The following is a 24,708-nucleotide window of genomic DNA, read 5'->3' as shown; positions in this document are numbered from 1 at the left end:
CCGGCGACCGCCGGGCGGGTCGACGACCCGCCCGGCGGTGGCGTCAGCTCAGCCGTTCGACGATCATCGCCATGCCCTGGCCGCCGCCGACACACATCGTCTCCAGCCCGATCTGCCGGTCGTGCCAGCGCAGCGAGTTGATGAGCGTGGTGGTGATCCGGGCACCGGTCATGCCGAACGGGTGCCCGACGGCGATCGCGCCGCCGTTGACGTTGAGCCGGTCCCAGTCCACGCCCAGCTCCTCGGCGCTCGGCACGACCTGCGCGGCGAACGCCTCGTTGATCTCCACCAGGTCGACGTCCCGGATGGACATGCCCGCGCGGCGCAGCGCCTGCCGGGACGCCTCGACGGGGCCGAGCCCCATGATCTCGGGGGACAGGGCGCTCAGTCCGGTGGCGATGATCCGCGCCAGGGGGGTGATCCCCAGTTCGCGGGCCCGCACGTCGGACATGACGACGAGGGCGGCGGCCCCGTCGTTGAGCGGGCAGCAGTTGCCGGCGGTGACGGTGCCGTCCGGCCGGAACACCGGCGCCAGCGCCGCAACGGACTCCATGGTCACGCCGGCGCGGGGGCCGTCGTCGGCGGCGACGACCGTGCCGTCCGGCACGGTCACGGGGGTGATCTCGCGCGCCCAGAATCCGTCGGCGAGCGCCTTCTCGGCGAGGTTCTGCGACCGTACGGCGAATTCGTCCTGCCGCTGGCGGGTCACGCCGCGCAGTTGGGCGACGTTCTCGGCGGTCTGTCCCATGGCGATGTAGACGTCCGGCAGCAGTCCCTCCCGGCGCGGGTCCTGCCAGGGCGGGGCGTCGCCGCCGGCCCGGGTCGCGGTCCGGGTCAGGGCCCCGGCGAAGGTGGGGTTGGTGGTTCCCGGGTGGCCGTCGGCGCGGCCGTTGGGGTAGCGGGAGACGCACTCGACACCGGCCGAGACGAAGGCGTGGCCCTCGCCGGCCCGGATGGCGTGCAGCGCCATCCGGGTGGTCTGCAGGGACGAGGAGCAGTACCGGTTGACGGTCGTGCCGGGCAGGTGGTCGAGGCCGAGCAGGGTGGCGACGACGCGGCCGAGGTTGTGCCCCTGCTCGCCGGCGGGTTGGCCGCAGCCGAGCATCAGGTCGTCGAGTTCGCCCGGGTCCAGGTGCGGCACCTGGTCGAGGGCGGCCCGCACGATGGCAGCGGCGAGGTCGTCGGGGCGCACGTCGCGCAGGGATCCCTTGGTGGCGCGCCCGATGGGGGAGCGGGCGGCGGCGACGATGACGGCTTCGGGCATGGACGGTCCTCTCCGAGCACGACTGATGTTTATGCAGTGACAGTGCGGTTATCGGGATGTCAAGTCAACGGTTGGCACGCGTGGCGCCCGTCACCGCCGTTGACTTCCGTGCGCGGCGCTCCCTACTATCTGCACCGTGAATGCAACTTCGGGTCCGCTGGCCGGACGGGTCGCCCTGGTCACCGGCGCCAGCCGCGGCATCGGGCTGGCCATCGCCCGCCGGCTCGTCGCCGACGGGGCCCGGGTCGGCCTCACCGCCCGGCAGCCCGAACCGCTGGCCGAAGCGATCGCCGCCCTGGGCGGCTCCGCGCACGCCGTGGGCGTGTCCGGCCGCGCCGACGACCCCGACCACCGGGCCGAGGCCGTCCGCCGCGTCGGCGAGGCGTTCGGGCCCGTCGACGTCCTGGTCAACAACGTCGGTATCAATCCCGTGCACGGGCCGCTGCTCGGGCTCGACCTCGCCGCGGCCCGCAAGATCCTCGACGTGAACCTGCTCGGCACCCTCGGCTGGGTGCAGCAGGTCTGCGCCGCCGGCATGGCCGAACGCGGCGGGTGCGTCGTCAACGTCTCCTCGATCGCCGGGTTCACCCCGCCGAGCGGCATCGCCTTCTACGGGGTCAGCAAGGCCGCCGTCAACCACCTCACCGCGTGCCTGGCGGTGGAGCTGGCCCCCGCCGTACGGGTCAACGCGGTCGCGCCCGCCGTGGTGAAGACCCGCTTCGCGCAGGCCCTCTACGCCGGCCGGGAGGACGAGGTCGCCGGGGCGTACCCGCTCGGGCGGCTCGGCGAGCCGCAGGACGTCGCCGGGGCGGTGGCCTTCCTCGCCGCGCCCGACGCGGCCTGGATCACCGGTCAGACCCTCGTCGTCGACGGGGGCGTCACCCTCGCCGGCAGGAGCGCCGGATGACCACCGGCCTGCCCCTGCCCGGGGCGGCCGTCGTGGTGACCGGTGCCGGCTCCGGCATCGGGGCGGCACTGGCGGCGCGGTTCGCCACCGCCGGCGCCCGGGTGGTCGTCAACGACCTCGATCCGGCCGCGGCCGGTGCCGTCGCCACCCGGATCGGCGGCCTGTCGTTCCCCGCCGACGCCGCGGACCCCGCCGGGGTGGCGGACCTGGTCGACTTCGCCCGCGCCAGGCTGGGCACGGTCGACCTGTACTGCGCCAACGCCGGTGTGGCTCCCGGCGGCGGCGCCGATGCCCCCGCCGAGGCCTGGGACCGGGCCTGGCGGGTCAACGTCATGTCCCACGTGTACGCCGCCCGCGAGCTGCTGCCGCACTGGCTGGCGACCGGGCGCGGCCGGCTCCTGGTCACCGTCTCCGCCGCGGGCCTGCTCACCCTGCTCGGTAAGGCCCCCTACTCGGTGACCAAGCACGCCGCCCTCAGCTTCGCCGAGTGGCTGCGTGCCACGTACGCCCACCGGGGTGTCACCGTCCAGGCACTGTGTCCCCAGGGGGTCCGTACCCCGATGCTGGCCGCCGCCGACGGCATGAGCGCCGCGCTGCTCGACGCCACCGCCGTCACCGCCGAACAGGTGGCGGACTGTGCCGTCGACGCCCTGACAGGGGATCGGTTCCTGGTGCTGCCCCACCCGGAGGTGGCCGACTGGTACGCCGGTCGCGCCGCCGACCCGGACCGCTGGCTGCGCGCGATGAACCGCACCCAGCGGGACGTGGAGCGGCGTGGTGCCTGACCCGCCGGGGCTGGACCTGCGCCGGCTCACGGCCCACCTCGACGAGGCGCTGCCCGGGCTGCGGGCCGGTGCGCTGCGCGCCGCGCTGCTGCCCGGTGGGCGGTCGAACCTGACCTACGCGCTCACCGACGGGCGGACCCGTTGGGTGCTGCGCCGGCCGCCGCTGGGGCACGTCCTGGCGACCGCGCACGACATGGGCCGGGAACACCGGGTGATGGGGGCGCTGGCCCCGACCGCCGTGCCGGTGCCGCCGATGGTGCACCACTGCCCCGATCCGGCGGTACTGGGTGCCCCGTTCTACCTGATGGGTCACGTCGCCGGCCTGGTGTACCGCGAGTCGGCCGACCTGGCCGGACTGTCACCCGGACAGGTGCGGGCGCTGGCACTGGAGCTGATGGACGTCCTCGCCGCCCTGCACACGGTCGACCCGGCCGCCGTCGGGCTGGCCGACCTGGGTCGCCCCGCCGGCTACAACGCCCGTCAGGTGTGGCGCTGGAAGCAGCAGCTCGACGCCTCCCGCAGCCGTGACCTGCCCGGCGTCGACGAACTGCACAGCCGGCTGGCGGCCGCCGTGCCGTCGGGCCCCGCCGCCGTCGTCGTGCACGGCGACTTCCGGCTCGACAACGTGCTCGTCGGCGAGGACGGCACGGTGCGTGCCGTCCTGGACTGGGAGATGTCCACGCTGGGCGATCCGCTGGCCGACCTGGGGCTGTCGTTGGTGTACGCCGGCCGCGTCGACGTGCCCGGTCAGCCGGACGCCGACACCCTGGCCACCCGGTACGCCGACCGCACCGGCCTGAGTCTCGACGACCTCGACTGGTACCTCGCCTTCGCCGCGTTCAAGCTCGCCGTGATCCTCGAGGGCGTGCACTACCGGTTCGTGCTCGGTCGGACCGTGGGCGAGGGCTTCGACACCGTGGGCGTGCGGGTGCCACCGCTGGTGGCCCAGGGACTGGCGACGATCCGGAGGACATGATGGACTTCCGCTACGACGAGACGACCGAACGGCTGCGCGAGCGCCTGCTGCGCTTCATGGCCGAGTGCGTCCACCCGGCCGAGCCGGTGTTCGAGCAGCAGGCCGCACGACGGGTCGACCCGTGGGCTGTGCCGCCGGTGGTGGCCGACCTCCAGGCCGAGGCCCGCCGGCGCGGCCTGTGGAACCTGTTCCTGCCGGGTGAGCACGGCGCGGGCCTGACCAACCTCCAGTACGCGCCGCTGGCCGAGATCACCGGCCGGTGTCCGTGGCTCGCCCCGGTGGCCCTCAACTGCGCGGCACCCGACACCGGCAACATGGAACTGCTGGCCCAGTTCGGCAGCTCCGCCCAGCGGGAGCGCTGGCTCACTCCGTTGCTGGAGGGCCGGATCCGTTCGGCGTTCGCGATGACCGAACCGGCGGTCGCCTCCTCCGACGCCACCAACATCGTCACCCGCATCGAGCGGGTCGGCGACGACTACGTCGTCAACGGTCGCAAGTGGTTCATCACCGGTGCGATGGACCCGCGCTGCGTCGTGTTCGTCGTCATGGGCCGGACGGACCCCGCGGCGCCCCGGCACCGGCAGCACAGCCAGATCCTGGTGCCCCGTGACGCCGCCGGGGTCACCGTCCGCCGGGGTATGACGACCTTCGGGTACGACGACAGCGACCACGGCGGCCACGCCGAGATCGACTTCGTCGACGTCCGCGTCCCGGCGGCCAACCTGGTCGGGGCGGAGGGGTCGGGGTTCGCCATCTCGCAGGCCCGGCTCGGGCCGGGCCGGGTGCACCACTGCATGCGGTTGATCGGCATGGCCGAACGGGCGATCGAGCTGATGTGCCGGCGGGTGGTCGACCGGCGGGCCTTCGGCGCGCCGCTGGCGGAGCAGGGTGTGGTGCGCGACTGGATCGCCGAGTCCCGGGTGCGCCTGGAACAGGCCCGCCTGCTGGTGCTCAAGACGGCCTGGCTCATGGACACCGTCGGCAACCGGCAGGCCCACACCGAGATCCAGGCGATCAAGATCGCGGTTCCGGCGGCGGTCGAGTGGATCGTCGACCGGGCGGTGCAGACCCACGGCGCGGCCGGGGTCAGCCAGGACACCCCGCTGGCCCGGCTGTGGACGCGGGCGAGGGCCCTGCGGCTGGCCGACGGCCCGGACGAGGTGCACCGGCAGTCGCTGGCCCGGCGGGAACTGCGCCGCCACGCGGCTCCGGATCCCGCGGTGGGGCGCGTCTAGACTCGGCGTGCGTCGGGACCGTCCGCAGGCGGCCCCGACGGGTGGGGCCGTTCGCAGGGCGGCCCCGGTAACACCCTCGCGGTGGCGGTGTGGTTGAAGGAGGCGGGCGCGGATGGGCAGGGCCGGGGCGCCGGGACAGGCCGGGTCGGCGGGAGTTGGCACGCCGCCGGCGGCGGAGACGGCGGCCGACCCGCCGGCGCGGGTGGACGGGCGTACGGCCCGCGCCGAGCGGACCCGGGCGGCCATCGTCGAGGCGCACCTCGCTCTGATCTCCGAGGGCGACCTGCGGCCGACCGGCGAGCGTATCGCCGAGCGGGCCGGCATCTCCCTGCGGACGCTGTGGACCAACTTCAAGGACATGGAGACGCTGTTCGAGGCCAGCGGCGCGGAACTGCTGCGGCAGCAGGACGCGGTGTGGCGGCCGATCTCCCCGACGCTGCCGCTGCCCCGGCGTGTCGACGCGTACTGCCGGCAGCGGGCCAAGCTGCTCCAGCTCATCGCGCCCTCGGCACGGGCGGCGCAGATGCGCGAGCCGGTCTCCGCGCAGCTGCACCGCAACCGGCTCAAGCACATCGCCCGCGTCCGTGACGAGGTCGAGCAGCTGTTCGCCAGCGAACTGGACCGGGCCGGGGCGGGGCGGGAGCAACTGGTGCAGGCCCTGGTGGCGGCGAGCATGTGGTCGGCGTGGTCGATGCTGCGGGACGGTCTCGGGCTGGGGGTGGACCAGGCCCGGGCGGTGATGGCCCGCACGGTCGGGGCCCTGCTGGCCGAACCCGCCGGCGCTGACCACCGCCGGTGAGCGTTTCCTCTTTCCAACAGGTTACCGATAGGTAAAACTGGATGCATGGTTACTGCATTCAGAGTGCAAATAACCGGGTTGCGGGGGCGTGACGACGAGTGCCGTGAGATCCGCCGGCTGCTCGACGACCATGCCGGTGGCGCGCTGCTGCTGCACGGCGAACCGGGCTCCGGGCGCAGCGCCCTGCTGGCGTACGCGCACCGGCACGCCGGCACCCGCCTGACCCTCGCCGGAGCGGGGCTGACCGACGAGGCGGCGTTACCCTACGCGGGACTGCAACGCCTGCTCGACCCGCTGCTGGGCCGGGCCGACGCGCTGCCGCACCGGCAGCGGGCCGTGCTGCACCGCGCCCTGGCCGGCCACGGCTGCCCCACCGACCAGCGCCTGGTCCTCGCCATGGCCGTGCTCGGCCTGCTCACCGACGCCGCCCGGGACCGTCCGCTGCTGTGCACCGTCGACGACGTCGACTCCGGTGACCGACCCACCGCGCAGACCCTGGCCTTCGTGGCCCGCCGGGTCGGCCACCTGCCGGTCGCCCTCCTGCTCACCGCCGCCGACGACACGACAGTCGCCGGGATCCCCGCCCACCGGCTCCGCCCGCTCGACGAGCCCGACAGCCTCGCCCTGCTCGCCGACCACCACGGCGGCCCGGTGCCGGCGGCGGTAGCCGCGGCGCTGACCGGCGTCGCCGCCGGGAACCCGCAGGCTCTGGTCGACCTCGCCGGCACGCTGACCGAGGGGCAGTGGCGGGGCGAGGAGCCACTGCCCGCCGCGCCGCCGCCGGACGGCGCGCTGGCCCGCGCGTACCGGTCACGGCTGGCCCGGCTGCCGCGCGCCACCCGGCGGGCGCTGCTGCTCGCCGCGCTCATCGACGAGGACGGCGATCCCGTGACCCTGGCCCGGGCCGCCCGCGCCGCTGGCAGCAGCGTCGCGGCCCTCGCCCCGGCGGAGGCGGCCGGGCTGGTCCGGGTCGACACGTCGGGCGTCACCTTCCCGCCCCCGCTCGCCCGGCTCATGGTCGCGGTCACCGCGCCGCCCGCCGAGCGGCGCGCCGCCCACCGGCTGCTCGCCGGGGCACTCGACGGCACCGGCCGCCGGCTGCGCCGAGCCCTGCACCTCGCCGCCGCCGCGGACGGACCCGACCCGAAGCTGGCCGCGGAACTGGAACAGGCGGCGACCCACGGCGAGGGCGGCTGGAGCGTCGCCTCGGTGGCCCTGTGCCGCGCCGCCGAACTCGGTGACGACCCCGTCCGGGCCGCCGACCGGCTGGTCACCGCCGCCCGGTACGCCTGGTGGGGCGGCCGGCCCGACCAGGCACGCCGGCTGCTGCACGCCCTCCCTGCCGACCCGGCCGTCGTCGGCCGCGCCACACTGCTGCGCGGCGAGCTGGAACTGCGCTGCGACGCCCCGTCCGAGGCCGTGGCCACCCTGCTGGCGGGTGCCGACGTGATCGCCGGGACGGACCGGGCGGCGGCGGTGGTCGGGCTGGTCCGCGCGGGGGAGGCGATCTGCTTCAGCGGTGACCAGTACCGCTACGCGGAGGTGGCCCGGCGGGTGACGGCCCTGCGTCGCCCCGGGGACCCGCCGGAGACCGTCCTGCTGACCACTCTCGTCGCCGGGGTGGCGGCGACCCTGCGCGGCGACCACGAGCGGGGCGGGCCGTTCCTGCGCCGGGCGGTGGTGCTGGGCGACCGGCTGACCGGGTCGGCGCTCAGCCCGACGGCGCTGACCGGCGCGGCCGTGGCCGGCCTGCTGGTGGCGGTGGACGCGGCGGCGCACCGGCTGGCCGACCGCGCCGTCGCACTGGCCCGCGCCCGGGGGGAGTTGTCCACGCTGTCCCGTGCGCTGGAACTGCGGGCGGTCGCCGAGTACTGGCTGGGCCGGCACGAGGCGGCGACCGCCACCTCCCGCGAGGGGCTACGGGTGGCCCGCGCCACGGGACAGCACCCGGCCGCCGGCGTCCACCTGGGCATGCTGGCCGTGCTGGCCGCCGTACGCGCCGACCGGGAGGCGAGCCTGCGGCACGTCGCGGGGATCGGCGACACGGCACCCGCCGGTAGCCGGCCGCACGCCCTCGCCCAGTGGGCGTTGGCCGTGCTCGACCTGGTCGACGGGCGGTACGCCGACGCCGCGGCGCGGCTGGCCGCGCTCGCCCGGCCCGGCACCGGCCGTGGCCAGGTCCTGGTCCAGGTGATGGCCACCCCGCACCTGGTGGAGGCGGCCGCACACCTGGGCCGGCGGGCGGAGGCGGGGGCCGCCCTGGCGGTCTTCGACAGATGGGCCAGCAGCACGGCGAGCCCGTCTCGCCGGGCGTTGTCGGCCCGCTGCCACGCGCTGCTGGCCGAGCGCGGCAGCGTGGCAGCCGAGCGGGAGTTCCGGGCGGCGTTACGGTGGCACCCGGCCGACGACGTCAGCTTCGAACGGGCCCGCACCGAACTGCTGCTCGGCCGGGAACTGCGTCGCAGCCGACGTCCCCGCGACGCGCGGGCGCACCTGCACCGGGCCCGGCAGACGTTCACCCTGCTCGGCGCGGACGTCTGGGCCGAGCAGGCCACGGCGGAGCTGCGGGCGGCGGGGGAGTCCGTCGGCCCGCCCGACCGGCCGGCGGCGCGGCTGCTGACCGGTCAGCAGCTGCGCATCGCACACCTGGTGGCGGAGGGCGCCACCAACCGGGAGATCGCGGCCCGGATGTTCCTGTCCACCCGGACGGTCGACCACCACCTGCGCAACATCTTCCACCGGCTGGGCATCCGGTCGCGTACCGAACTGGCCCGCGTGCTCGCCTAGGGCAACAGCACCACGGTTCGGGCGCCCTCGCCCCGGGCCATCCGGGCCAGCGCCTGCGCGGCCTCGTCGAGCGTCACCCGGTCGGTGATCAGGGGCACCAGGTCCAGGGTGCCGTCGAGCACGGCCCGGGCCAGGTCGGGCACGTCCCGGTCGGCGTCGGAGGAGCCGTAGACGGAGGAGCGCAGGGTGCGCGCCGAGTGGAAGATCTCCAGAGCGCTCAGGCCCAGGACGTCGTCCTTGGCGCCCATGCCGACGACCGTCACCCGGCCGCCCCGGCGGGTGGCCCGCCAGGCGGCGCGGATGGTGGCGCTGCGCCCGACGCACTCCAGCGCGTGGTCGACGCCCCGCCCGTCGGTGAGCCCCCGGACCGCCCGCGACAGCGTCTCGTCGGCGACGAGGAAGTCGGTGGCGCCCGCGGCGACGGCCAGGTCCGCCTTCGCCGGCGACACGTCCACGGCGATGACGAGCGCGGCGCCGGCCGCGCGGGCGGCCGAGACCGCGGACAGGCCCACTCCGCCGAGGCCGATCACCGCCACCGTGTCGCCCGCGGCGACGGCGGCCGTGCGCCGGACCGCGCCGACGCCGGTGAGCACGGCGCACCCGAGCAGCGCGGCGGCGTCGAACGGCAGGTCGGTGGGAACCCCGATGACGGCGCGTTCGGGTACGACCACCTCCTCGGCGAGGGCGCCGAGGCCGAGTGTGACGTGCAGGGGCTCCCCGGCGTCGGTGCGCCCGCGTGGGGTGGACGGGGTTCCCGCGTGTTCGCACAGCCACGGCTCGCCGTGCCCGCAGTACCAGCACTCACGGCACGGTGGCGCCCAGTTGAGCACCACGTGCGCCCCGGGCGCCACCCGGCGTACGCCGTCGCCGACCTCGACCACCACGCCGGCCGCCTCGTGCCCGAGGACCAGCGGGAACGACGCGGCGACGGTGCCGTCGACCATGGACAGGTCGGAGTGGCAGACGCCGGCGGCCCGGACGGCGACGCGCACCTCGCCGGGCCCGGTGGGCGGCAACTCGATCCCCTCGACGCGGGGCGGCTGCCCGACGCCACGGACGACCAGCGCCCTCATCGCTGGATGGCCTTGGTCTCGAGGAACTCGGCGAGCCCGTGGCTGCCCAGTTCCCGGCCGATGCCGGACTGCTTGTAGCCGCCGAACGGGGCGAGGGGGTTGAACGGCGCGCCGTTGATGTCGACGGCCCCGGTACGCATCCGCCGCGCCACCCGCAGCGCCCGCTCCTCGTCGCCGGACCACACCGCCCCCGCCAACCCGTACCGGGAGTTGTTGGCCACGGCCACGGCGTGGTCGTCGTCGTCGACCGGGATGACGGCGAGCACCGGCCCGAAGACCTCCTCCTGGGCGAGGGCGCTGTCGGGGTCGACGTCGGCGACGACGGTGGGGGCGACGAACCAGCCCCGGTCCGGCACCGGCGCCTGTGGTCCGCCGGTGACCAGTCGGCCGCCGTCTGCCAGGGCCCGGTCGACGTGGTCGCGGACCCGCTGCCGTTGGTCGGCCGACACGAGCGGGCCGAGTCGGGTGGCCGGGTCGAAGGGGTCGCCTGGTCGGTGGCTCTCGGCCGCCTTCGCGGCCAGGTCGACGGCCTCCTCGTAGCGGCTGCGCGCGACGAGCATCCGGGTCCAGGCGGTGCAGGTCTGCCCGGAGTTGAGGAAGGCGTTGCCGACCCCGACCCGGACCGCCGTGGCGAGGTCGGCGTCGTCCAGCACGATGTTGGCCGACTTGCCGCCGAGTTCCAGGGCGACGCGGGCGATGCGGTCGGCGGCGAGGTGGGCCACCCGCCGGCCGGTGGCGGTGGAGCCGGTGAAGGAGATCAGGTCGACGTCGGGGTGCCCGGCCAGGGCCTCGCCGACCTCCGGCCCGGTGCCGGTGACCAGGTTGACCACGCCGGGCGGCAGGCCCGCCTCGTCGACGGCGTCGAAGAGGAGGTACGCCACCAGCGGGGTCAGTTCGCTCGGTTTGAGCACGACCGTGCAGCCGGCCGCGAGGGCGGGGGCGAGTTTGGCCGTCACCTGGTGCAGCGGGTAGTTCCACGGGGTGATCGCCCCGACCACCCCGACCGGCTCGTGCACCACCAGCGAGTTGCCGATCTGCTGCGCGGCCGGCGGCTCGGCCGCGAGGTCGACGTAGCCGCGCAGGACGGTCAGTGGCAGGCCGGTCTGGATCCGGGCGGACACCTTCAGCGGCGTGCCCAGTTCCAGCGTGACGGTCCGGGCGATCTCGTCGGCGCGGGCGGTCAGGGCCGTGTGCAGCCGGTCGAGGGCGGCGGCCCGCTCGACCGGCGGGGTGGCGGCCCAGCCGTCGAAGGCGGCCCGCGCGGCGGACACGGCCCGGTCGACGTCGGCCGCCGTGCCGGCCGGCACGCTCGCCACGACCTCCTCGGTGGTCGGGTTGTGCACCGGCAGGGTCTGCCCGCTGGTGGCCGCAACCCAGCGTCCGTCGAGGTAGAGGTCGGTCCGTGCCAGCTCCATGTCGCCCCTCACGTCGCTAAAACTAGCGGTGCAAGTTTGGACTTTAGTGCGCGTCGCCGGCCGGCGGAAGAGGCGGCAGTGGGCCGACGGTGGCCTCGTAGGTGCGGGAGAGGCCGTCGATCAGCGCGTCCAGTCCGAGGGCGAAGGCGCCCTCGTCGACGCGTTGCTGGTGTTCGGCGAGGCGGTGGGCCTGAGCCAGGTGGGGGTACTGGTCGGCGTAGAGCGACGGGTCCTCGACGAAGCCGCGGGCGAAGGAGCCCAGCGCCGAGCCGGCCACGAAGTACCGCATGAGCGCGCCGATGTGGGTGGCGCGGGCCGGCGGCCAGCCGGCGTCGACCAGCCCGCCGTAGACCGCGTCGGCCATCGCCAGGGCCGCCGGTCGTCGCCGGGGGCCCCGGGCGAGGTACGGCACGATGTTCGGGTGGGCGGCGAGCGCCGCCCGGTACGAGTGCCCCCAGCGGCGCAGCGCCTCCCGCCAGTCGACCGTGCCGAAGAATGAGACGTCGACCTGGGCGGTGACCGAGTCGGCCACCGCGTCGAGGATCTCGTCCTTCGTGGCGAAGTGGTTGTACAGCGACGGGCCGCGCACCCCGAGGTCGGCGGCGAGCCTGCGGGTGGAGAACGCCTCCAGGCCCTCGCCGTCGATCAGCGCGGCGGCGGCCTCGACGATCCGCTGCCGGCTCAGCAGCGCCTGTCGTGGCCGGGGCATGTCGTCTCTCCTGTGGCTCGGGCCGCCCCGACGTGCGGGGCGCGGCGGGTGCGCCCGGGGCGCGGGCGCAGTCCGAACTCTGCCACAGCCGGCTCTGGACAGAGTAAAACTTGCAGCGCTAGTTTAACGGTCATGGACCTTTGTCTCTCGCCCGAGCAGGCCGCGGTACGGCAGCTCGCCGCCGACTTCGTCGACCGCGAGGTCCTCCCGCACGCCGCGGCCTGGGACCGCCGCGAAGCGGTCGACCCGGCCGTCGTCGGCAAGCTCGGCGAGGTCGGCTTCCTGGGCCTGACCATCGACCCCGGGCACGGCGGCTCCGGCGGCGACCACCTGTCGTACTGCCTGGTGCTGGAGGAACTGGGCCGGGGTGACTCGGCCGTGCGCGGCATCGTCTCGGTCTCCCTCGGCCTGGTCGCCAAGTCGATCGCCGCCCACGGCACCCCGCAGCAGCGGCAGCAGTGGCTGCCCCGGCTCTGCTCCGGCGACGCCCTCGGCTGCTTCGCCCTCACCGAACCCGACAGCGGCTCCGACGCCGCCGCCCTGACCACCCGCGCGGTCCGCGACGGCGGCGACTGGCTGCTCACCGGCCGCAAGACGTTCATCACCAACGGCACCACCGCCGACGTCGCCCTGCTGTTCGCCCGCACCGGCGGCCCCGGCCCCCGGGGGGTCACCGCGTTCCTGGTCCCCACCGACAGCCCCGGCCTCGACCGCCGGGAGATCCACGGCAAGCTCGGCCTGCGCGGCCAGGCGACCGGCGAACTCGTCCTCGACGCCGTGCGGGTGCCCGACACCGCCCGCCTCGGCGACGAGGGCGGCGGGTTCCGGCTGGCGCTGGCCACCCTGGCCAAGGGGCGGATGTCGGTGGCCGCCGGCTGCGTCGGCATCGCCCAGGGCTGCCTCGACGCCGCCGTCGGCTACGCCAACCAGCGGACCCAGTTCGGCAAGCCGATCGCCGGCCACCAACTCGTGCAGCGGCTGCTGGCGAACATCGCCGTCGACACCGCCGCCGCCCGGATGCTCGTCTGGCGGGTGGCCGACCTGATCGACCGCGGCGAGCCGTTCGCCACCGAGGCGTCGATGGCGAAACTGTTCGCCAGCGAGGCCGCCGTCCGCGCGGCCAACGACGCGGTACAGGTCTTCGGCGGGTACGGCTACATCGACGAGTACCCCGTCGGAAAGTACCTGCGCGACGCCCGCGTCGCCACCCTCTACGAGGGCACCAGCCAGATCCAGCAACTGCTCATCGGCCGCGCGCTCACCGGCGTCAACGCCTTCTAGACCTGAGGGGACACCCCGTGACCAGATTCGCCGACCGGATCGCCGTCGTCACCGGCGGAGCGCAGGGCATCGGCGCGGCCACCGCGCGCCGGCTCGCCGCCGAGGGCGCCACCGTCGCCGTCGTCGACCTCGACGCCGCGCGCAGCCAGGTCGTCGCCGACGAGATCACCGCCGCCGGAGGGCGCGCGGTCGGGCTCGGCTGCGACGTCACCGACCCCGACGCCGTCGCCGCCACCACCGACCGGGTCGTGCGTACGTACGGCGGCCTGCACGTCCTGGTCAACAACGCCGGGATCACCCGCGACAACCTCATGTTCAAGATGCCGCTGCCCGAGTGGCAGGCGGTGCTGACGACCAACCTCACCAGCATCTTCCTGTGCTGCCAGGCTGCCCAGCAACACATGGTCGGGGCCCGCTACGGCCGGATCGTCAACCTCAGCAGCCGCTCCGCGCTCGGCAACCGGGGCCAGGCCAACTACGCCGCCGCCAAGGCGGGAGTGCAGGGACTCACCGCCACCCTGGCGCTCGAACTCGGCCCCTTCGGCATCACCGTCAACGCCGTCGCCCCCGGCTACGTCGCCACCGCCATGACCGCCGCCACGGCCGAGCGGGTCGGCGCGAGCCCCGAGGAACACCAGCGCCGGGTGGCGGAGCAGACGCCGCTGCGCCGGGTGGGCCAACCAGCCGAGATCGCCTCGGTGATCGCGTTCCTGGCCAGCGACGACGCCTCGTACGTCAGCGGCCAGACCCTGTACGTCAACGGCGGCGCGCGCTGACCCGCGCCGCGCACCCACCCCAGGAGGCGACATGGACTTCGCGTTGTCGGACGAGGAACGGGCCATCCGGGACACCGCCCGGGACTTCATCACCAGGGAGGTGATGCCGCTCGAACAGGAACTGCTGCGCCGGGAGCGGGAGCACCGCCCCGGGCTGGACCGCAGCGAGCTGCGCGAACTGCAACGCAAGGCCCGCAAGTTCGGCTTCTGGGGCCTGGCCACCCCGAGGAGTACGGCGGCATGGACCTGCCGGCCGTCACCCAGTCGCTGATCTGGACGGAACTCGGCCGGTCTTTCGTGCCGTTCCGGTTCGGCGGGGAGGCCGACAACATCCTGTTCCGGGCGAACGAGGCGCAGCGGCGCGAGTACCTGGTCCCGACGATCGAGGGCGAGCGGTCGAGCTGCTTCGCCATCACCGAGCCCGGTGCGGGCTCCGACGCCGCGAACATCCGGCTGCGCGCCCGCCGCGACGGCGACGACTGGGTCCTCACCGGTGAGAAGACGTTCATCACCGGCGGCAACGAGGCCGACTTCGCCATCGTCATCGCGGTCACCGACCCCGACCGCAGCGTCCGCGACGGCGGCGCGACGGCCTTCCTGGTGGACCGGGCGATGGGCTGGCGGTCCGAGTTCATCCAGACCATGGGCGAGGGCGGGCCCGCGTCGCTGGTCTTCGACGACGTCCGGGTGCCGCACCGCAACGTCCTCGGCGAGGTCGGCCAGGGTTTCGCCCTCGCCATGGAGTGGATCGGCAAGGGCCGGTACACCATCCCGTCGCACGCGGTCGGCATCGCGGAGCGGGCCCTGGCAATGGCCATCGAGCACGCCAACACCCGGGAGACCTTCGGCGCGAAGATCGGCACCAACCAGGCCATCCAGTGGATGATCGCCGACTCGGAGACCGAGCTGGAGGCCGCCCGCTGGCTCATCCTGCGGGCCGCCTGGACCGTCGACGCCGGCCTCGACCCCCGGCACGCGTCCTCGATGGGGAAGCTGTACGGCGCGGGCATGGTCAACCGCGTGGTGGACCGGGTGCTCCAGATCCACGGCGGCATGGGTTACACCCGCGAACTGCCGATCGAACGCTGGTACCGGCAGGTCCGGCTGTACCGGATCTTCGAGGGCACCGACGAGATGCAGCGGCTCATCATCGCCCGCGACCTGCTGCGCGGCTACACCCGACTGGGAGGACACCTGGCATGAGAACCTTCGCCTCCGTGCACGAGCTGGCCGCCGCCGTCGGCGAGAGCATCGGCCCCGGCCCGTGGTATCCGGTCGACCAGCGCCGCGTGGACCTGTTCGCCGAGGCCACCGACGACCACCAGTGGATCCACACCGACCCGGCCCGCGCCGCCACCGGGCCGTACGGCGGCACCATCGCCCACGGCTACCTCACCCTGTCCCTGCTGCCGGCGCTCGTCGGTCGGCTGTACCGGGTCGACGGCGTCGAGATGGGGGTCAACTACGGCCTGAACCGGGTCCGCTTCCCCGCCCCGGTCCGGGTCGGGGGCGCGGTCCGCGCCACCGCCACCATCGGCGCGGTGACCCCCGTCGAGGGCGGCGTCCAGGTGGTCACCACGGTCACCGTGGACAGCGACGCCGGCGGCAAGCCGGTCTGCGTCGCCGAGACGGTCAGCCGGCTGCACCCCGGGCAGCCACGGTGACCGCCCTGTCGCTGGCCATGGTGCTGGCCGAGTCCGCCCGTCGGCACCCGGACACCGTCGCCGTGGTCGACGGCGACATCCGGGTCACGTACGCCGAGCTGTGGCTGGAGGCCCGCTGCCACGCGGCCGGGCTGCGCGCGGCGGGCGTGGCTCCCGGCGACCGGGTGGCGCTGCTCGCCCCCAACGTGGTCGACTTCCCGCGCGTCTACTACGCCACCCTGGCCCTCGGCGCGGTGGTCGTCCCGGTGCACCTGCTGCTGACGGCCGAGGAGGCGGCGCGGCTGCTGCGCGACAGTGGTGCGAAGCTGCTCGTCTGCCACACCTCCCAACTGGAGATGGGGGCACGGGCGGCGGCGTTGGCCGGTGTCACCCTGGTGACGGTCGGGCCGGCCCCCACCCCACCGGACGTCGTACGCCTGGAGGACGCGGGCACCGCGCTGGCCCCGCTGCCGACGTACGAGACGCGACAGGCCGAGGACACCGCCGTGATCCTCTACACCAGCGGCACCACCGGCGCCCCCAAGGGGGCCCAGCTGACCCACCTCAACCTGGTCCTGAACGCCACCGTCAACGTGTTCGACGCCAACGACGCGCGCAGCGACGACGTGGTGCTGGGCTGCCTGCCGCTGTTCCACAGCTTCGGGCAGACCGTGGCGATGAACGGCACCTTCCGGGTCGGCGCGACGCTGGTGCTGCTCGGCCGGTTCACCGGGCCGGCGGCGATCGACCTGATGCTGCGCGAACAGGTGACCGTCTTCCACGGGGTGCCGACCATGTACGTTGCGCTGCTCGACGCGGCCCGTGGCCGGCAGCCGCTGCCCCGCCTGCGGATGTGCATCTCGGGCGGGGCGTCGCTGCCGGTGGCCGTGCTGGAACGGTTCTCCGACTCCTTCGACACCACCGTCTACGAGGGGTACGGCCTGTCGGAGACCTCGCCCACGGCGACCAAGAACCAGCCCGCCTTCGGCACCCGCGCCGGCACGGTCGGGCACCCCGTGTGGGGGGTGGAGGTGGAGATCGCCCGCGCCGACCTGGACGACCGGATCGAGCTGCTGCCCGCCGGGGAGATCGGCGAGATCGTCATCCGGGGTCACAACGTCTTCGCCGGCTACCTCGGCCGGCCCGAGGCCACCGCGGAGGTGCTCGTCGACGGCTGGTTCCGCAGCGGCGACCTCGGCCGGCGGGACGCCGACGGGTTCGTCACGATCGCGGACCGCAAGAAGGACCTCGTCATCCGGGGTGGGTTCAACGTCCACCCCCGGGAGGTGGAGGAGGTCCTGGCCCGTCATCCGGCGGTCGACCAGGTGGCGGTGATCGGCATCCCCGATCCGCTGCACGGTGAGGAGATCTGCGCGGTGGTGGTGCCCAACCCGACCGTGCCCCGCCCCGCCGAACAGGACCTGGTCGACTGGTCCCGGGAGCGCCTGGGCCGCCACAAGTACCCCCGTCGGATCCGCTACGTCGACGCCCTGCCGCTCGGGCCGAGCCACAAGGTGCTCAAGCGGGAGCTGCGGCGGACGATGGCGGAGCCGTCACGTGAGTGAGGCGCGGGCCGGCCCCCGCCAGGCCGGCCCCGCCGCCCTGGCGGGGGCCGGCGGCGCGGTGCCCGGCTGCACGAGGCGGCTCTGGTAGGCGGCGACCACGGCGTGTGTGCGGTCCCGCAGGCCCAGTTTCATCAGCACCCGGCTGACGTGGGTCTTCACCGTCGCGTCGCCCAGCACCAGGTGCTCGGCGATCTCCCGATTGGACATCCCGTACGCCATGAGCACCAGGACCTCCCGCTCGCGGGGCGTGAGCTGGGCCATCTGCACGGGGGAGGGCAGGCCCGGATCCGGGCGGGTCACCAGGTCGTCGAGCAGCCGCCGGGTGACGGCCGGGTCCAGCCAGGCCTCACCCGCGGCGACCGCCCGCACCGCCGCCACCAGTTCCTGCGGCGCCGCGTCCTTGAGGACGAAGCCGGAGGCCCCCGCGCGCAGTGCGGCGTGCACCGCCTCGTCCACGTGGTAGGTCGTCAGGATGATGATCCGTACCGGACGGTCGGGATCGTCGATCAGGTGTTCCGCAGCCAGCGCCCGGGTCGCGGCCACCCCGTCGATGTGCGGCATCCGCACGTCCATGAGCACCACGTCCGGGCGGAGCTGGCGGCTGAGCTCGACGGCCTGCGCCCCGTCGTCGGCCTCCGCCACGATCTCGACGTCCGGCTCCGCGGACAACAGCATCGCGATCCCGGCGCGGACGAGCGGCTGGTCGTCGGCGAGCAGCACCCGGATCTGCATCACGCCTCCCGTGGGTCGTCGGCGCGGTGGCGGCGCGCCCGTGCGACCGCCCACGACGGCCGGGGCGGCACCGCCGATCGTCCGCCCCGCCCCGGCGGTCGGGAAGTCAGCTGTCGGACAGCGGACGCGGATGATCTCCGATCGGGTACGCGGGCTCCCCGGACCGCCGGTCCCGGCCCGACGGAAGGACGACGTCGGGCCGGTGGGCGATGGGGAGGCTCGCGGTTACCCGGAACCCGCCGGCGGCGAGCGGACCGGCGGTCAGCCGTCCCCCGACGCGGTGGATCCGCTCGGTGAGGCTGGCCAACCCGTGACCGGCGGACAGACCGTCGGCCACGGCCGGGCGGCGCGCGGACCCGCCGTCGTCCTCGACCCGCACCAGCAGCACCTGCTGCTCCCAGGCGAGCCGGACGGTGGCCCGGGCCCCCGGCCCGGCGTGCTTGAGCGTGTTGGTGAGACTCTCCTGCACCGTCCGGTACGCGGCCAGCCCCACGCTCGGGTCGATGCTCGTGGGAACACCCGACACCGTGCTGGTGACCGAGAGCCCGGCCCGCGCCATCGAGGCGAGCAGCACCTCCACGTCGTCCAGGCTCGGCTGCGGGTCCAGCCGCTCCACGTCCGGCCCGGCGTCGACCCGCATCACGTCCAGCAGCCGGCGCAGCTCGGCCATGGCCTGCTGCCCGGCCTGCTGGATGTGCAGCAGCGCCTGCCGGGCCCGCTCCGGGTCGGTCTCGGTGAGCCGGGCGGCCCCGGCGGCCTGCAACACCATGACGGTGACCGAGTGGGACACCACGTCGTGCAGCTCCGCCGCGATCCGCCGCCGCTCCAACGCCACCGCCTCAGCCCGCGCGGTGCGCCGGTCCCGTTCGAGCTGTTCCACCCGCCAGTGGTGGCGACGGGTCAGCAGGCCCACGGCCCAGGCGGTGCCGTAGATGACGGCGAACATCAGGGCGGTGACGGCGAACTCGCCGGGCCGCGCGCCCGGGTTGGGCTCCACCCGGAACGAGTCCACCGCGTTGAGCAGGCCGCGCCCGCACGCCGCCGCGTACGCGCCGGCCGACACGGCGACGGGGCGTGACGCGGCCACCGCGTAGAGGGCGACGATCAGCGCGAGCGTGGGCCGGTAGTCGTGCAGCAGGAACCACACCGCCACCCCGTGGGCGCACTCGACGGCGAAGACCACCACCGGGGCGCGACGCCGCCAGGCCAGCACGGCGAAGGCGGCCACGGCCGCGGCGACCTGCCACGCCCGCGCCGACGGGCTCACCGGATGGTCGCTGACCACCACCGAGGACGCCGTGAACAGGTCGAGCAGGCACAGCACCGGTAGCAGCAGGACGTCCCGGCGCAGCCAGCCGCGGAACCGCCGCGACGCCGGTGCGGCGGATCCGCCGTCGGGTGTCGTCATGGTCGCCTCAGGATCGGTCACTGCGGATCGGGGCAGCCGATCCCGAGGATTCGGCAGGTCCACGACAGCGGGGCGTCCCCACCGTCGTCCCCACCGTCGTCCGGCGCGGCGGCGGGCCCGACCGTCCGGTCGGCTGCGGAGCCCTCGACGGTCACCGGAACCGGGCCACCGGCCGGGCCGTCCCCGTCATCCGGACCGTCGGCGAGCCGCCACGGCGTCCGGTCGTCGTCGGCGAGCAGGGCGACGACGTCGCGGACCGCCCGGGCGTCCGTGCCGTGCCCGACCGGCCCGTCCACCGGCAGGTCGGCGGCGAGGGTGACCGCCAGCAGGTCCGGGCGGCCCGTGCCGCCGCGCCGCAGCACCGACACGCCGGCGGCCTCCAACGCGGTACGTCGCGGACGCGGCCCGGAGCCGGAGACGGCGAGGAGCCGCACCCGGTCGGCCGGGCGCACCGCGCCGGGGTCCGCCGCGCGCAGCAGGCACCGCCGCCCGTCGAGCGGTACCCCCCAGGCCTGCGTCGTCCAGCCCTCGTCCTCGCGGTGAACCTGTAGGAGCACGACGACCGGCGGGCGCCGGGTCTCGGTCTTCATCGACAACCTCCGGTGGTGGGCGGTGGTACGGCACCGATTGTGGCGGGGCCGGCGGCGGACCGGGTCCCCGTACGGGGTGATCCTCGGTGTCCGACTCCGGACGGATGCGGACCCGCCCGCCGTCCGTCCGGCGGGGGAGCGTGGAGATCGCCCCGCAGCCGGACGCCCCAGGGCGGCCCGACGACCACGATGGGTGTTGTTCCGAGCGGCCCGCCGAGGCGGTCTCCGGGACGTTTCCCGATCCGTCGTCCCCGAGGTGTGCCATGCCCACGCCAGGCGCCTTCCTGCTCGCCGACCCCATCTTCGTCGACTCGCCCGCATACACCGCCGACGCCGGCACCCGCTTCCCGCTGGCCGACCGCACGCCGCCACCCGGCTGGCGGGCCGTCGAGCAGGGCGGCTGGGTGATGTGGCACCCACAGGACGCGGAGCTGCCCCGCCAGGGCTGGAAGGTGCACGTCTCGGTGGGGCTGGACGACGCCGCGCAGGTGCTGGAGCTGGTCGGTGACCACTGTGTCCGCCACGGGGTGGCCTTCAAGTTCCTGCGCAGCCGCCGGCTCGCCCTGGCCCACAACGAGAAGTACGCACACCGGGGCGGCAGTGGCAAGCTCGCCGCCCTCTACCCCGTCGACGAGGCCGCGCTGCGGGTCGTCCTCGACGAGCTGGGTGACCGGCTGACCGGCCACCGTGGCCCGTACGTGCTCAGCGACCTGCGTTGGCACGACGGCCCGCTGTACCTGCGCTACGGCGGGTTCGCCGAGCGGTGGTGTGTCGACGGTGACGAACCGGTCCCGGCGGTGGAGCGCCCCGACGGCGTGCTGGTGCCCGACGAGCGGGAACCGGTGTTCCACGTTCCCGACTGGGCGCCGGTGCCGGACTTCGTGGCCGAGCGGATGCGGGCGGTGGCCGAGGAGGCGGTCGCCGAGCAGCCGTACCGCATCGAGGAGGCCCTGCACCACTCCAACGGCGGCGGCGTCTACCGCGCCACCGACCTGCGGGACGGGCGTGCCGTCGTGCTGCGCGAGGCCCGCCCGCTGGCCGGCCTGGACGGTGCCGGCACCGACGCGGTGACCCGGCTGCGGCGGGAGCGGGACGCGCTGACCCGCCTGGCGGGGCTGGACTGCGTGCCCCGGCTGCTCGACCACTTCACCTGGTGGGAGCACGAGTTCCTGGTCGAGGAGTTCGTCGAGGGGGAGACGTTGCAGCACCACCTCGCCATGCGGCACCCGCTGATCCATCCCGACCCGTCCCCCGACGACCTGCACACGTACACGACCTGGGCCGTCGACGTCGTCGAACGGGTCGCCCGGGCCCTGGAGCGGGTGCACGGACGGGGAGTGGTCTTCGGCGACCTGCACACCGCCAACGTCATGATCCGCCCCGACGGTCGGGTCGTGCTGGTCGACTTCGAACAGGCCTACGGCGTCGACGAGGACTACACGCCGACCCTCGGCGACCCCGGCTTCGCCACCCCCCGGGTGCGCCGCGGCGTGGCCGTCGACCGGTACGCGCTGGCCTGCCTGCGCCTCGGTGTCTTCGCACCGCTAACCCCGATCCTCGCCCTGTCAGCCGGCAAGCTCGACCACCTCGTCGAGATCGCCGAACGGTTCCCGCTGCCCACGGGCTGGATCCGGCGCGTCCGAGCGGACCTGCGCGCCGCGCTGGCGGCCGGTGACGACGACCCGGACCCCGACCGGTCGGCGGCGGCGCGGCGGCTCACGGCGTTCCCGTGGCCCGTCGGCCGTCCCGAGGCGCGTGGCCCGCTGCTGGAGGCGCTGGCCGAGGGCATCCGCGCCACCGCCACCCCGCACCGCGAAGACCGCCTCTTTCCCGGCGATCCCGGCCAGTTCCCGCACGGCGGCGCCACCGTCGCCCACGGCGCGGCCGGCGTCATCTGGGCCCTGACCCGCGCGGGCACGCCGTACCCGGAGCGGGAGGAACACCTCGACTGGCTCGTGCGCGCCGCCCGTCGCCTGCCCGACGCGTACCTCGGCCTCTACGACGGGACGGCCGGCGTCGCCGTCGTCCTCGACGCGGCCGGCCGGCGGGAGCAGGCGCGGGAACTGATCGAGCGGTGCCGCACCGGTGACCGGCACGGCGTGTCCCTGCACAGCGGACTGGCCGGCATCGGGCTGGCGCTGGCACATCTCACCCCCGACCGGCCCGACGACGCGCTGGCCATCGGCGAGCGGCTGGCCCGTACCCTCGCCGGCGACGCCGCCCGGCCGGTGGCCGAACCGCGCCGCCCCGGCCTGCTTCGGGGCTGGTCCGGCCCGGCGGTCTTCCTCACCCGCCTCTACGAACTCACCGGGGAGGAGTCCTGGCTGCGGGCCGCCCGGGCGGCGCTGCACCGCGACCTGGCGCACTGCGTGACCGACGCCCGCGGCAACCTCCAGGTGGCGGACGGCCCACGGATGCTGGTCTACCTCGACGAGGGCAGCGCGGGTGTCGCGGTCGCGGCCCAGGCGCTGCTGCGCCACGGCGAGCACCCCTGGCTGCGCGAGGTGGTGTCCCGGGTCGGTCGGGCCCTGGCGGCCGAGTTCGTGATCATGCCCGGGTTGTTCCACGGCCGGGCGGGTCTGCTCGCCACCGCCGCCCTGCTGGTCGGCCACGACCCGGCCGGCGGTCGCCCGTCCGGGCCGGCGCTGCCCACCCCGTACCGGCCGGTGGGCGCGGCATCCGACCCCGGTCGCTGCGTCGACCTGCACCTGGACCGCCTGGCCTGGCACGCCGTCGCGCTCGACGGCCGGCCCGCCTTCCCCGGCGACACCATGCTGCGCCTGTCGACGGACCTGGCCTCCGGCAGCGCGGGCGTGCTGCTGGCGGTGCACGCGGCGCTGCGGCACACCGGTGCCACCCTGCCGTTCCTCGACCTGCCGGCACCGACCGCCCCGGCGGTCGCCACGGCAGCCCTGCGCGTCGCCGGCTGACCCGGCGGCGCCCACCCCGACCACCGTGGCCGCGACGGAGCGGCGACGGACCCGACGAACACCGCAAGGAGGTGACCATCCATGACCGCCGTCCTCGGTTTCCAGGGCCTGCGTACTCCCGTGCGCCAGGCCGCCCCCGCCCTGTCGAGCACGTTGAGCTTCGGCTGCAACTGCCGCTGAGCAACCCGGGTGGCGCCCCGACCGGGGGTGTCGCCACGGACCCGACCGACCCGAAGGGAGGTGAACCTCATGAGCAGCATCCTGAACCTGCAGGGCCTGCGGTCGCAGACCGCCGTGACCCGCGTGCCGGCGCTGTCGAGCACGGTCAGCGTGCTCTGCAACTGCAACTGACCGGTACGACGGTCCGGGTGGGCGGCACCCGTCCACCCGGGCAACCGCCGGTCGCGGTACGCGTGACCGGCGCCACCGCCGCCGACGGCCCGACCGGGCCGTCGGCGGCGGACCGCCCCGACCCGCTGCCCCGACTCCTTCCGGGAGACCCGATGCCGACCGCCGGCCTGCGCCACAACCACGACTTCCTGCTGCTCGCCGTCGTCCGCACCGTGTCGAAGCTGGGCACGCAGGTCACCGCCGTGGCCATGCCGCTGCTGGTGCTCGCGATGACCGGGTCGGCCACCGACGCCGGCCTGGTCGCCTTCGCCGAGGGCGTCGCGCTGGTCCTCGTCCTGTTGCCCGCCGGGCTGCTGGCCGACCGGCGGGACCGCCGGATCATCATCCTCGTCTGCGACGCCGGGGCACTGCTCGCCGCCGTCGCCGTGGCCGCGCTGGCGCTGACCGGCGACGCCCCGGTGCTCGTCATCGCGATCCTGGCCGCCGCGTCCGCCGCGCTGGGCGCGGCCCTGCAACCCGCCGCCGCCGCGGCCACCCGGGCCGTCGTGGCGCCCCGTGACCTGCGCGCCGCGACGGTGTTCAACGAGACCCGCAACGGGATGGTCTACCTGGCCGGCCCGCCCCTGGGTGGCCTGCTGTTCGGGCTCAACCCCGCCCTGCCGTTCCTCGTCGACGCCGCGTCGTACGCGGTTGCGCTGGTCGGGGTGGTGCTGCTGCGCGGGCCCCTGGGCCGGGGCCGGGCCGAGACCGGCGACTCGCTGCCCCGGCAGGCGGTCGCCGGGGTCCGCTTCCTGTGGCGGCAGCCGCCCCTGCGCTACACCCTCGTCGGCGGGGCGGTGATGAACTTCGCCTTCGCCGGGGTGCTGCTGGCGATCCTCGTGGTGCCCGTACGCAACGGCGCGTCCGGGTTGTCCGCCGGCTCCATCGTGGCCTGCGTCGGCCTCGGGGCGGTCATCGGCTCTCTGGTCGCGTCCTGGCTGACCGCGCGGATCCCCACCCGCTGGCTGATCCTCGCGGTCATCTGGTCCTGCGCCCTGCTCGTCGCGGCCATGGCCGGCACCGACGACGGGTACGTCCTCGGTGCCCTCGCCGGGACCTGCGCCCTGCTGGTGCCCGCCGCCAACGTGAGCATGCTGACCCTGCAGGCCCTGCTCACCCCCGACCATCTCCAGGGCCGGGCGAACGCGGCGACGAGCTTCCTCGCCCTCGTCGTGTCACCGTTCGGCCCGGCGCTGGCCGGGCTGCTGCTCGACCACACCCCGACCCGGGCGGTGTTCCTGGTCTTCGCGGCGATCCTGCTGGTGCTCGCAGTCGCCAGCACCGCCGGTCGGGCGGTGCGCGCCGTGCCCGACCTGCGCCACGTCGGCGAGCCCGAGCCGGCGGTCCCCGATCCTCAGCCGGTCTGAGTTCGCGCCCACCGACCGTCCTATGGCGAGGTTCACGTGGGACCGGCCTGCCGGGCCGGAACACTGCGTGCGATCA

General features: G+C 75.1%; 19 protein-coding genes and 1 pseudogene. 13 read left to right on the top strand and 7 right to left on the bottom strand.

Annotated features, from left to right (window positions below):
- Positions 1–43: 43 nt before the first annotated feature.
- Complete coding sequence (locus GA0070616_RS01160; protein WP_091074985.1) at positions 44–1,264, bottom strand: acetyl-CoA C-acetyltransferase; 1,221 nt, start codon at positions 1,262–1,264, stop codon at positions 44–46.
- Positions 1,265–1,400: 136 nt separating this feature from the next.
- On the opposite strand from GA0070616_RS01160, the gene GA0070616_RS01155 reads away from it, so the two are divergent.
- From GA0070616_RS01155 to GA0070616_RS01130, 6 genes are all read left to right on the top strand, one after another.
- Entirely contained in the window at positions 1,401–2,171 is a 771-nt protein-coding gene (locus tag GA0070616_RS01155; protein WP_091074983.1) for an SDR family oxidoreductase, read from the top strand.
- Positions 2,168–2,956: an SDR family NAD(P)-dependent oxidoreductase gene (locus tag GA0070616_RS01150; RefSeq protein WP_091074982.1), complete on the top strand. Its 789-nt coding sequence runs from the start codon at positions 2,168–2,170 to the stop codon at positions 2,954–2,956. Before GA0070616_RS01155 ends, GA0070616_RS01150 begins: the two co-directional genes overlap by 4 nt.
- On the top strand, positions 2,949–3,932 hold the full coding sequence (locus GA0070616_RS01145; protein ID WP_245712601.1) for a phosphotransferase family protein: 984 nt from the start codon (positions 2,949–2,951) through the stop codon (positions 3,930–3,932). The genes GA0070616_RS01150 and GA0070616_RS01145 overlap by 8 nt, the downstream gene beginning before the upstream one ends.
- Positions 3,932–5,167, top strand: coding sequence for an acyl-CoA dehydrogenase family protein (locus GA0070616_RS01140; RefSeq protein WP_091074978.1), 1,236 nt, complete (start codon positions 3,932–3,934; stop codon positions 5,165–5,167). Before GA0070616_RS01145 ends, GA0070616_RS01140 begins: the two co-directional genes overlap by 1 nt.
- Before the next feature lie 112 nt (positions 5,168–5,279).
- A complete protein-coding gene (locus GA0070616_RS01135) occupies positions 5,280–5,966 on the top strand; it encodes a TetR/AcrR family transcriptional regulator (RefSeq protein WP_245712600.1) in 687 nt (228 codons plus the stop codon).
- A gap of 45 nt (positions 5,967–6,011) precedes the next feature.
- A complete protein-coding gene (locus tag GA0070616_RS01130) occupies positions 6,012–8,753 on the top strand; it encodes a helix-turn-helix transcriptional regulator (protein ID WP_091074976.1) in 2,742 nt (913 codons plus the stop codon).
- On the opposite strand, the gene GA0070616_RS01125 is transcribed toward GA0070616_RS01130, so the two are convergent.
- The 3 genes from GA0070616_RS01125 to GA0070616_RS01115 are packed head-to-tail and all read right to left on the bottom strand — an operon-like array spanning position 8,750 to position 11,950.
- Positions 8,750–9,826, bottom strand: a complete 1,077-nt coding sequence (locus GA0070616_RS01125) for an alcohol dehydrogenase catalytic domain-containing protein (protein WP_091074974.1) — start codon at positions 9,824–9,826, stop codon at positions 8,750–8,752. The two genes, GA0070616_RS01130 and GA0070616_RS01125, sit on opposite strands and share 4 nt — an antisense overlap.
- Positions 9,823–11,241: an aldehyde dehydrogenase family protein gene (locus tag GA0070616_RS01120; RefSeq protein ID WP_091074972.1), complete on the bottom strand. Its 1,419-nt coding sequence runs from the start codon at positions 11,239–11,241 to the stop codon at positions 9,823–9,825. The genes GA0070616_RS01125 and GA0070616_RS01120 overlap by 4 nt, the downstream gene beginning before the upstream one ends.
- Before the next feature lie 43 nt (positions 11,242–11,284).
- The gene (locus GA0070616_RS01115; protein ID WP_091074970.1) at positions 11,285–11,950 is read right to left on the bottom strand and encodes a TetR/AcrR family transcriptional regulator; all 666 of its coding nucleotides are present in this window, start codon (positions 11,948–11,950) and stop codon (positions 11,285–11,287) included.
- Between the two features lie 132 nt (positions 11,951–12,082).
- On the opposite strand from GA0070616_RS01115, the gene GA0070616_RS01110 reads away from it, so the two are divergent.
- From GA0070616_RS01110 to GA0070616_RS01090, 5 genes and pseudogenes are all read left to right on the top strand, one after another.
- A complete protein-coding gene (locus GA0070616_RS01110) occupies positions 12,083–13,231 on the top strand; it encodes an acyl-CoA dehydrogenase family protein (RefSeq protein ID WP_091074969.1) in 1,149 nt (382 codons plus the stop codon).
- 17 nt (positions 13,232–13,248) lie between these two features.
- A complete protein-coding gene (gene fabG / locus GA0070616_RS01105; protein WP_091074967.1) occupies positions 13,249–14,007 on the top strand; it encodes a 3-oxoacyl-ACP reductase FabG in 759 nt (252 codons plus the stop codon).
- A gap of 31 nt (positions 14,008–14,038) precedes the next feature.
- Positions 14,039–15,210 (top strand): annotated as a pseudogene (locus GA0070616_RS01100) (acyl-CoA dehydrogenase family protein).
- Positions 15,207–15,671, top strand: a complete 465-nt coding sequence (locus GA0070616_RS01095) for a MaoC family dehydratase (RefSeq protein ID WP_091074965.1) — start codon at positions 15,207–15,209, stop codon at positions 15,669–15,671. The pseudogene GA0070616_RS01100 and the gene GA0070616_RS01095 overlap by 4 nt, the downstream one beginning before the upstream one ends.
- Positions 15,668–17,215, top strand: coding sequence for a long-chain-fatty-acid--CoA ligase (locus tag GA0070616_RS01090; protein WP_091074963.1), 1,548 nt, complete (start codon positions 15,668–15,670; stop codon positions 17,213–17,215). Before GA0070616_RS01095 ends, GA0070616_RS01090 begins: the two co-directional genes overlap by 4 nt.
- Here the strand turns inward: GA0070616_RS01090 and GA0070616_RS01085 are convergent.
- From GA0070616_RS01085 to GA0070616_RS01075, 3 genes are all read right to left on the bottom strand, one after another.
- On the bottom strand, positions 17,204–17,947 hold the full coding sequence (locus tag GA0070616_RS01085; protein WP_091089601.1) for a response regulator: 744 nt from the start codon (positions 17,945–17,947) through the stop codon (positions 17,204–17,206). The two genes, GA0070616_RS01090 and GA0070616_RS01085, sit on opposite strands and share 12 nt — an antisense overlap.
- A 106-nt stretch (positions 17,948–18,053) precedes the next feature.
- Positions 18,054–19,355: a sensor histidine kinase gene (locus tag GA0070616_RS01080; RefSeq protein ID WP_139128818.1), complete on the bottom strand. Its 1,302-nt coding sequence runs from the start codon at positions 19,353–19,355 to the stop codon at positions 18,054–18,056.
- A 17-nt stretch (positions 19,356–19,372) separates the two neighbouring features.
- Entirely contained in the window at positions 19,373–19,945 is a 573-nt protein-coding gene (locus GA0070616_RS01075) for a hypothetical protein (protein WP_091074958.1), read from the bottom strand.
- Positions 19,946–20,208: 263 nt separating this feature from the next.
- Between GA0070616_RS01075 and lanKC the strand changes: the two genes are divergently transcribed.
- Positions 20,209–22,875, top strand: a complete 2,667-nt coding sequence (gene lanKC / locus GA0070616_RS01070; protein WP_175439938.1) for a class III lanthionine synthetase LanKC — start codon at positions 20,209–20,211, stop codon at positions 22,873–22,875.
- A gap of 368 nt (positions 22,876–23,243) precedes the next feature.
- Positions 23,244–24,632, top strand: a complete 1,389-nt coding sequence (locus GA0070616_RS01065; protein WP_091074955.1) for an MFS transporter — start codon at positions 23,244–23,246, stop codon at positions 24,630–24,632.
- Positions 24,633–24,708: the final 76 nt, after the last annotated feature.

The sequence above is a fragment of the Micromonospora nigra genome (assembly GCF_900091585.1).
GTDB classification, from domain to species: Bacteria; Actinomycetota; Actinomycetes; order Mycobacteriales; family Micromonosporaceae; genus Micromonospora; species Micromonospora nigra.
This window is presented reverse-complemented; position numbering and strand designations above follow the sequence as displayed.

What these genes read in the sequence shown, in the direction of transcription:
- GA0070616_RS01115 (WP_091074970.1), bottom strand. Translation starts at nt 11,950, where the DNA reads ATGCCCCGGCCACGACAGGCGCTGCTGAGCCGGCAGCGGATCGTCGAG.
- GA0070616_RS01140 (WP_091074978.1), top strand. Translation starts at nt 3,932, where the DNA reads ATGGACTTCCGCTACGACGAGACGACCGAACGGCTGCGCGAGCGCCTG.
- GA0070616_RS01130 (WP_091074976.1), top strand. Translation starts at nt 6,012, where the DNA reads ATGGTTACTGCATTCAGAGTGCAAATAACCGGGTTGCGGGGGCGTGAC.
- GA0070616_RS01120 (WP_091074972.1), bottom strand. Translation starts at nt 11,241, where the DNA reads ATGGAGCTGGCACGGACCGACCTCTACCTCGACGGACGCTGGGTTGCG.
- GA0070616_RS01135 (WP_245712600.1), top strand. Translation starts at nt 5,280, where the DNA reads ATGGGCAGGGCCGGGGCGCCGGGACAGGCCGGGTCGGCGGGAGTTGGC.
- GA0070616_RS01095 (WP_091074965.1), top strand. Translation starts at nt 15,207, where the DNA reads ATGAGAACCTTCGCCTCCGTGCACGAGCTGGCCGCCGCCGTCGGCGAG.
- GA0070616_RS01075 (WP_091074958.1), bottom strand. Translation starts at nt 19,945, where the DNA reads ATGAAGACCGAGACCCGGCGCCCGCCGGTCGTCGTGCTCCTACAGGTT.
- GA0070616_RS01160 (WP_091074985.1), bottom strand. Translation starts at nt 1,264, where the DNA reads ATGCCCGAAGCCGTCATCGTCGCCGCCGCCCGCTCCCCCATCGGGCGC.
- GA0070616_RS01085 (WP_091089601.1), bottom strand. Translation starts at nt 17,947, where the DNA reads ATGCAGATCCGGGTGCTGCTCGCCGACGACCAGCCGCTCGTCCGCGCC.
- lanKC (WP_175439938.1), top strand. Translation starts at nt 20,209, where the DNA reads ATGCCCACGCCAGGCGCCTTCCTGCTCGCCGACCCCATCTTCGTCGAC.
- GA0070616_RS01110 (WP_091074969.1), top strand. Translation starts at nt 12,083, where the DNA reads ATGGACCTTTGTCTCTCGCCCGAGCAGGCCGCGGTACGGCAGCTCGCC.
- GA0070616_RS01125 (WP_091074974.1), bottom strand. Translation starts at nt 9,826, where the DNA reads ATGAGGGCGCTGGTCGTCCGTGGCGTCGGGCAGCCGCCCCGCGTCGAG.
- GA0070616_RS01150 (WP_091074982.1), top strand. Translation starts at nt 2,168, where the DNA reads ATGACCACCGGCCTGCCCCTGCCCGGGGCGGCCGTCGTGGTGACCGGT.
- GA0070616_RS01080 (WP_139128818.1), bottom strand. Translation starts at nt 19,355, where the DNA reads ATGACGACACCCGACGGCGGATCCGCCGCACCGGCGTCGCGGCGGTTC.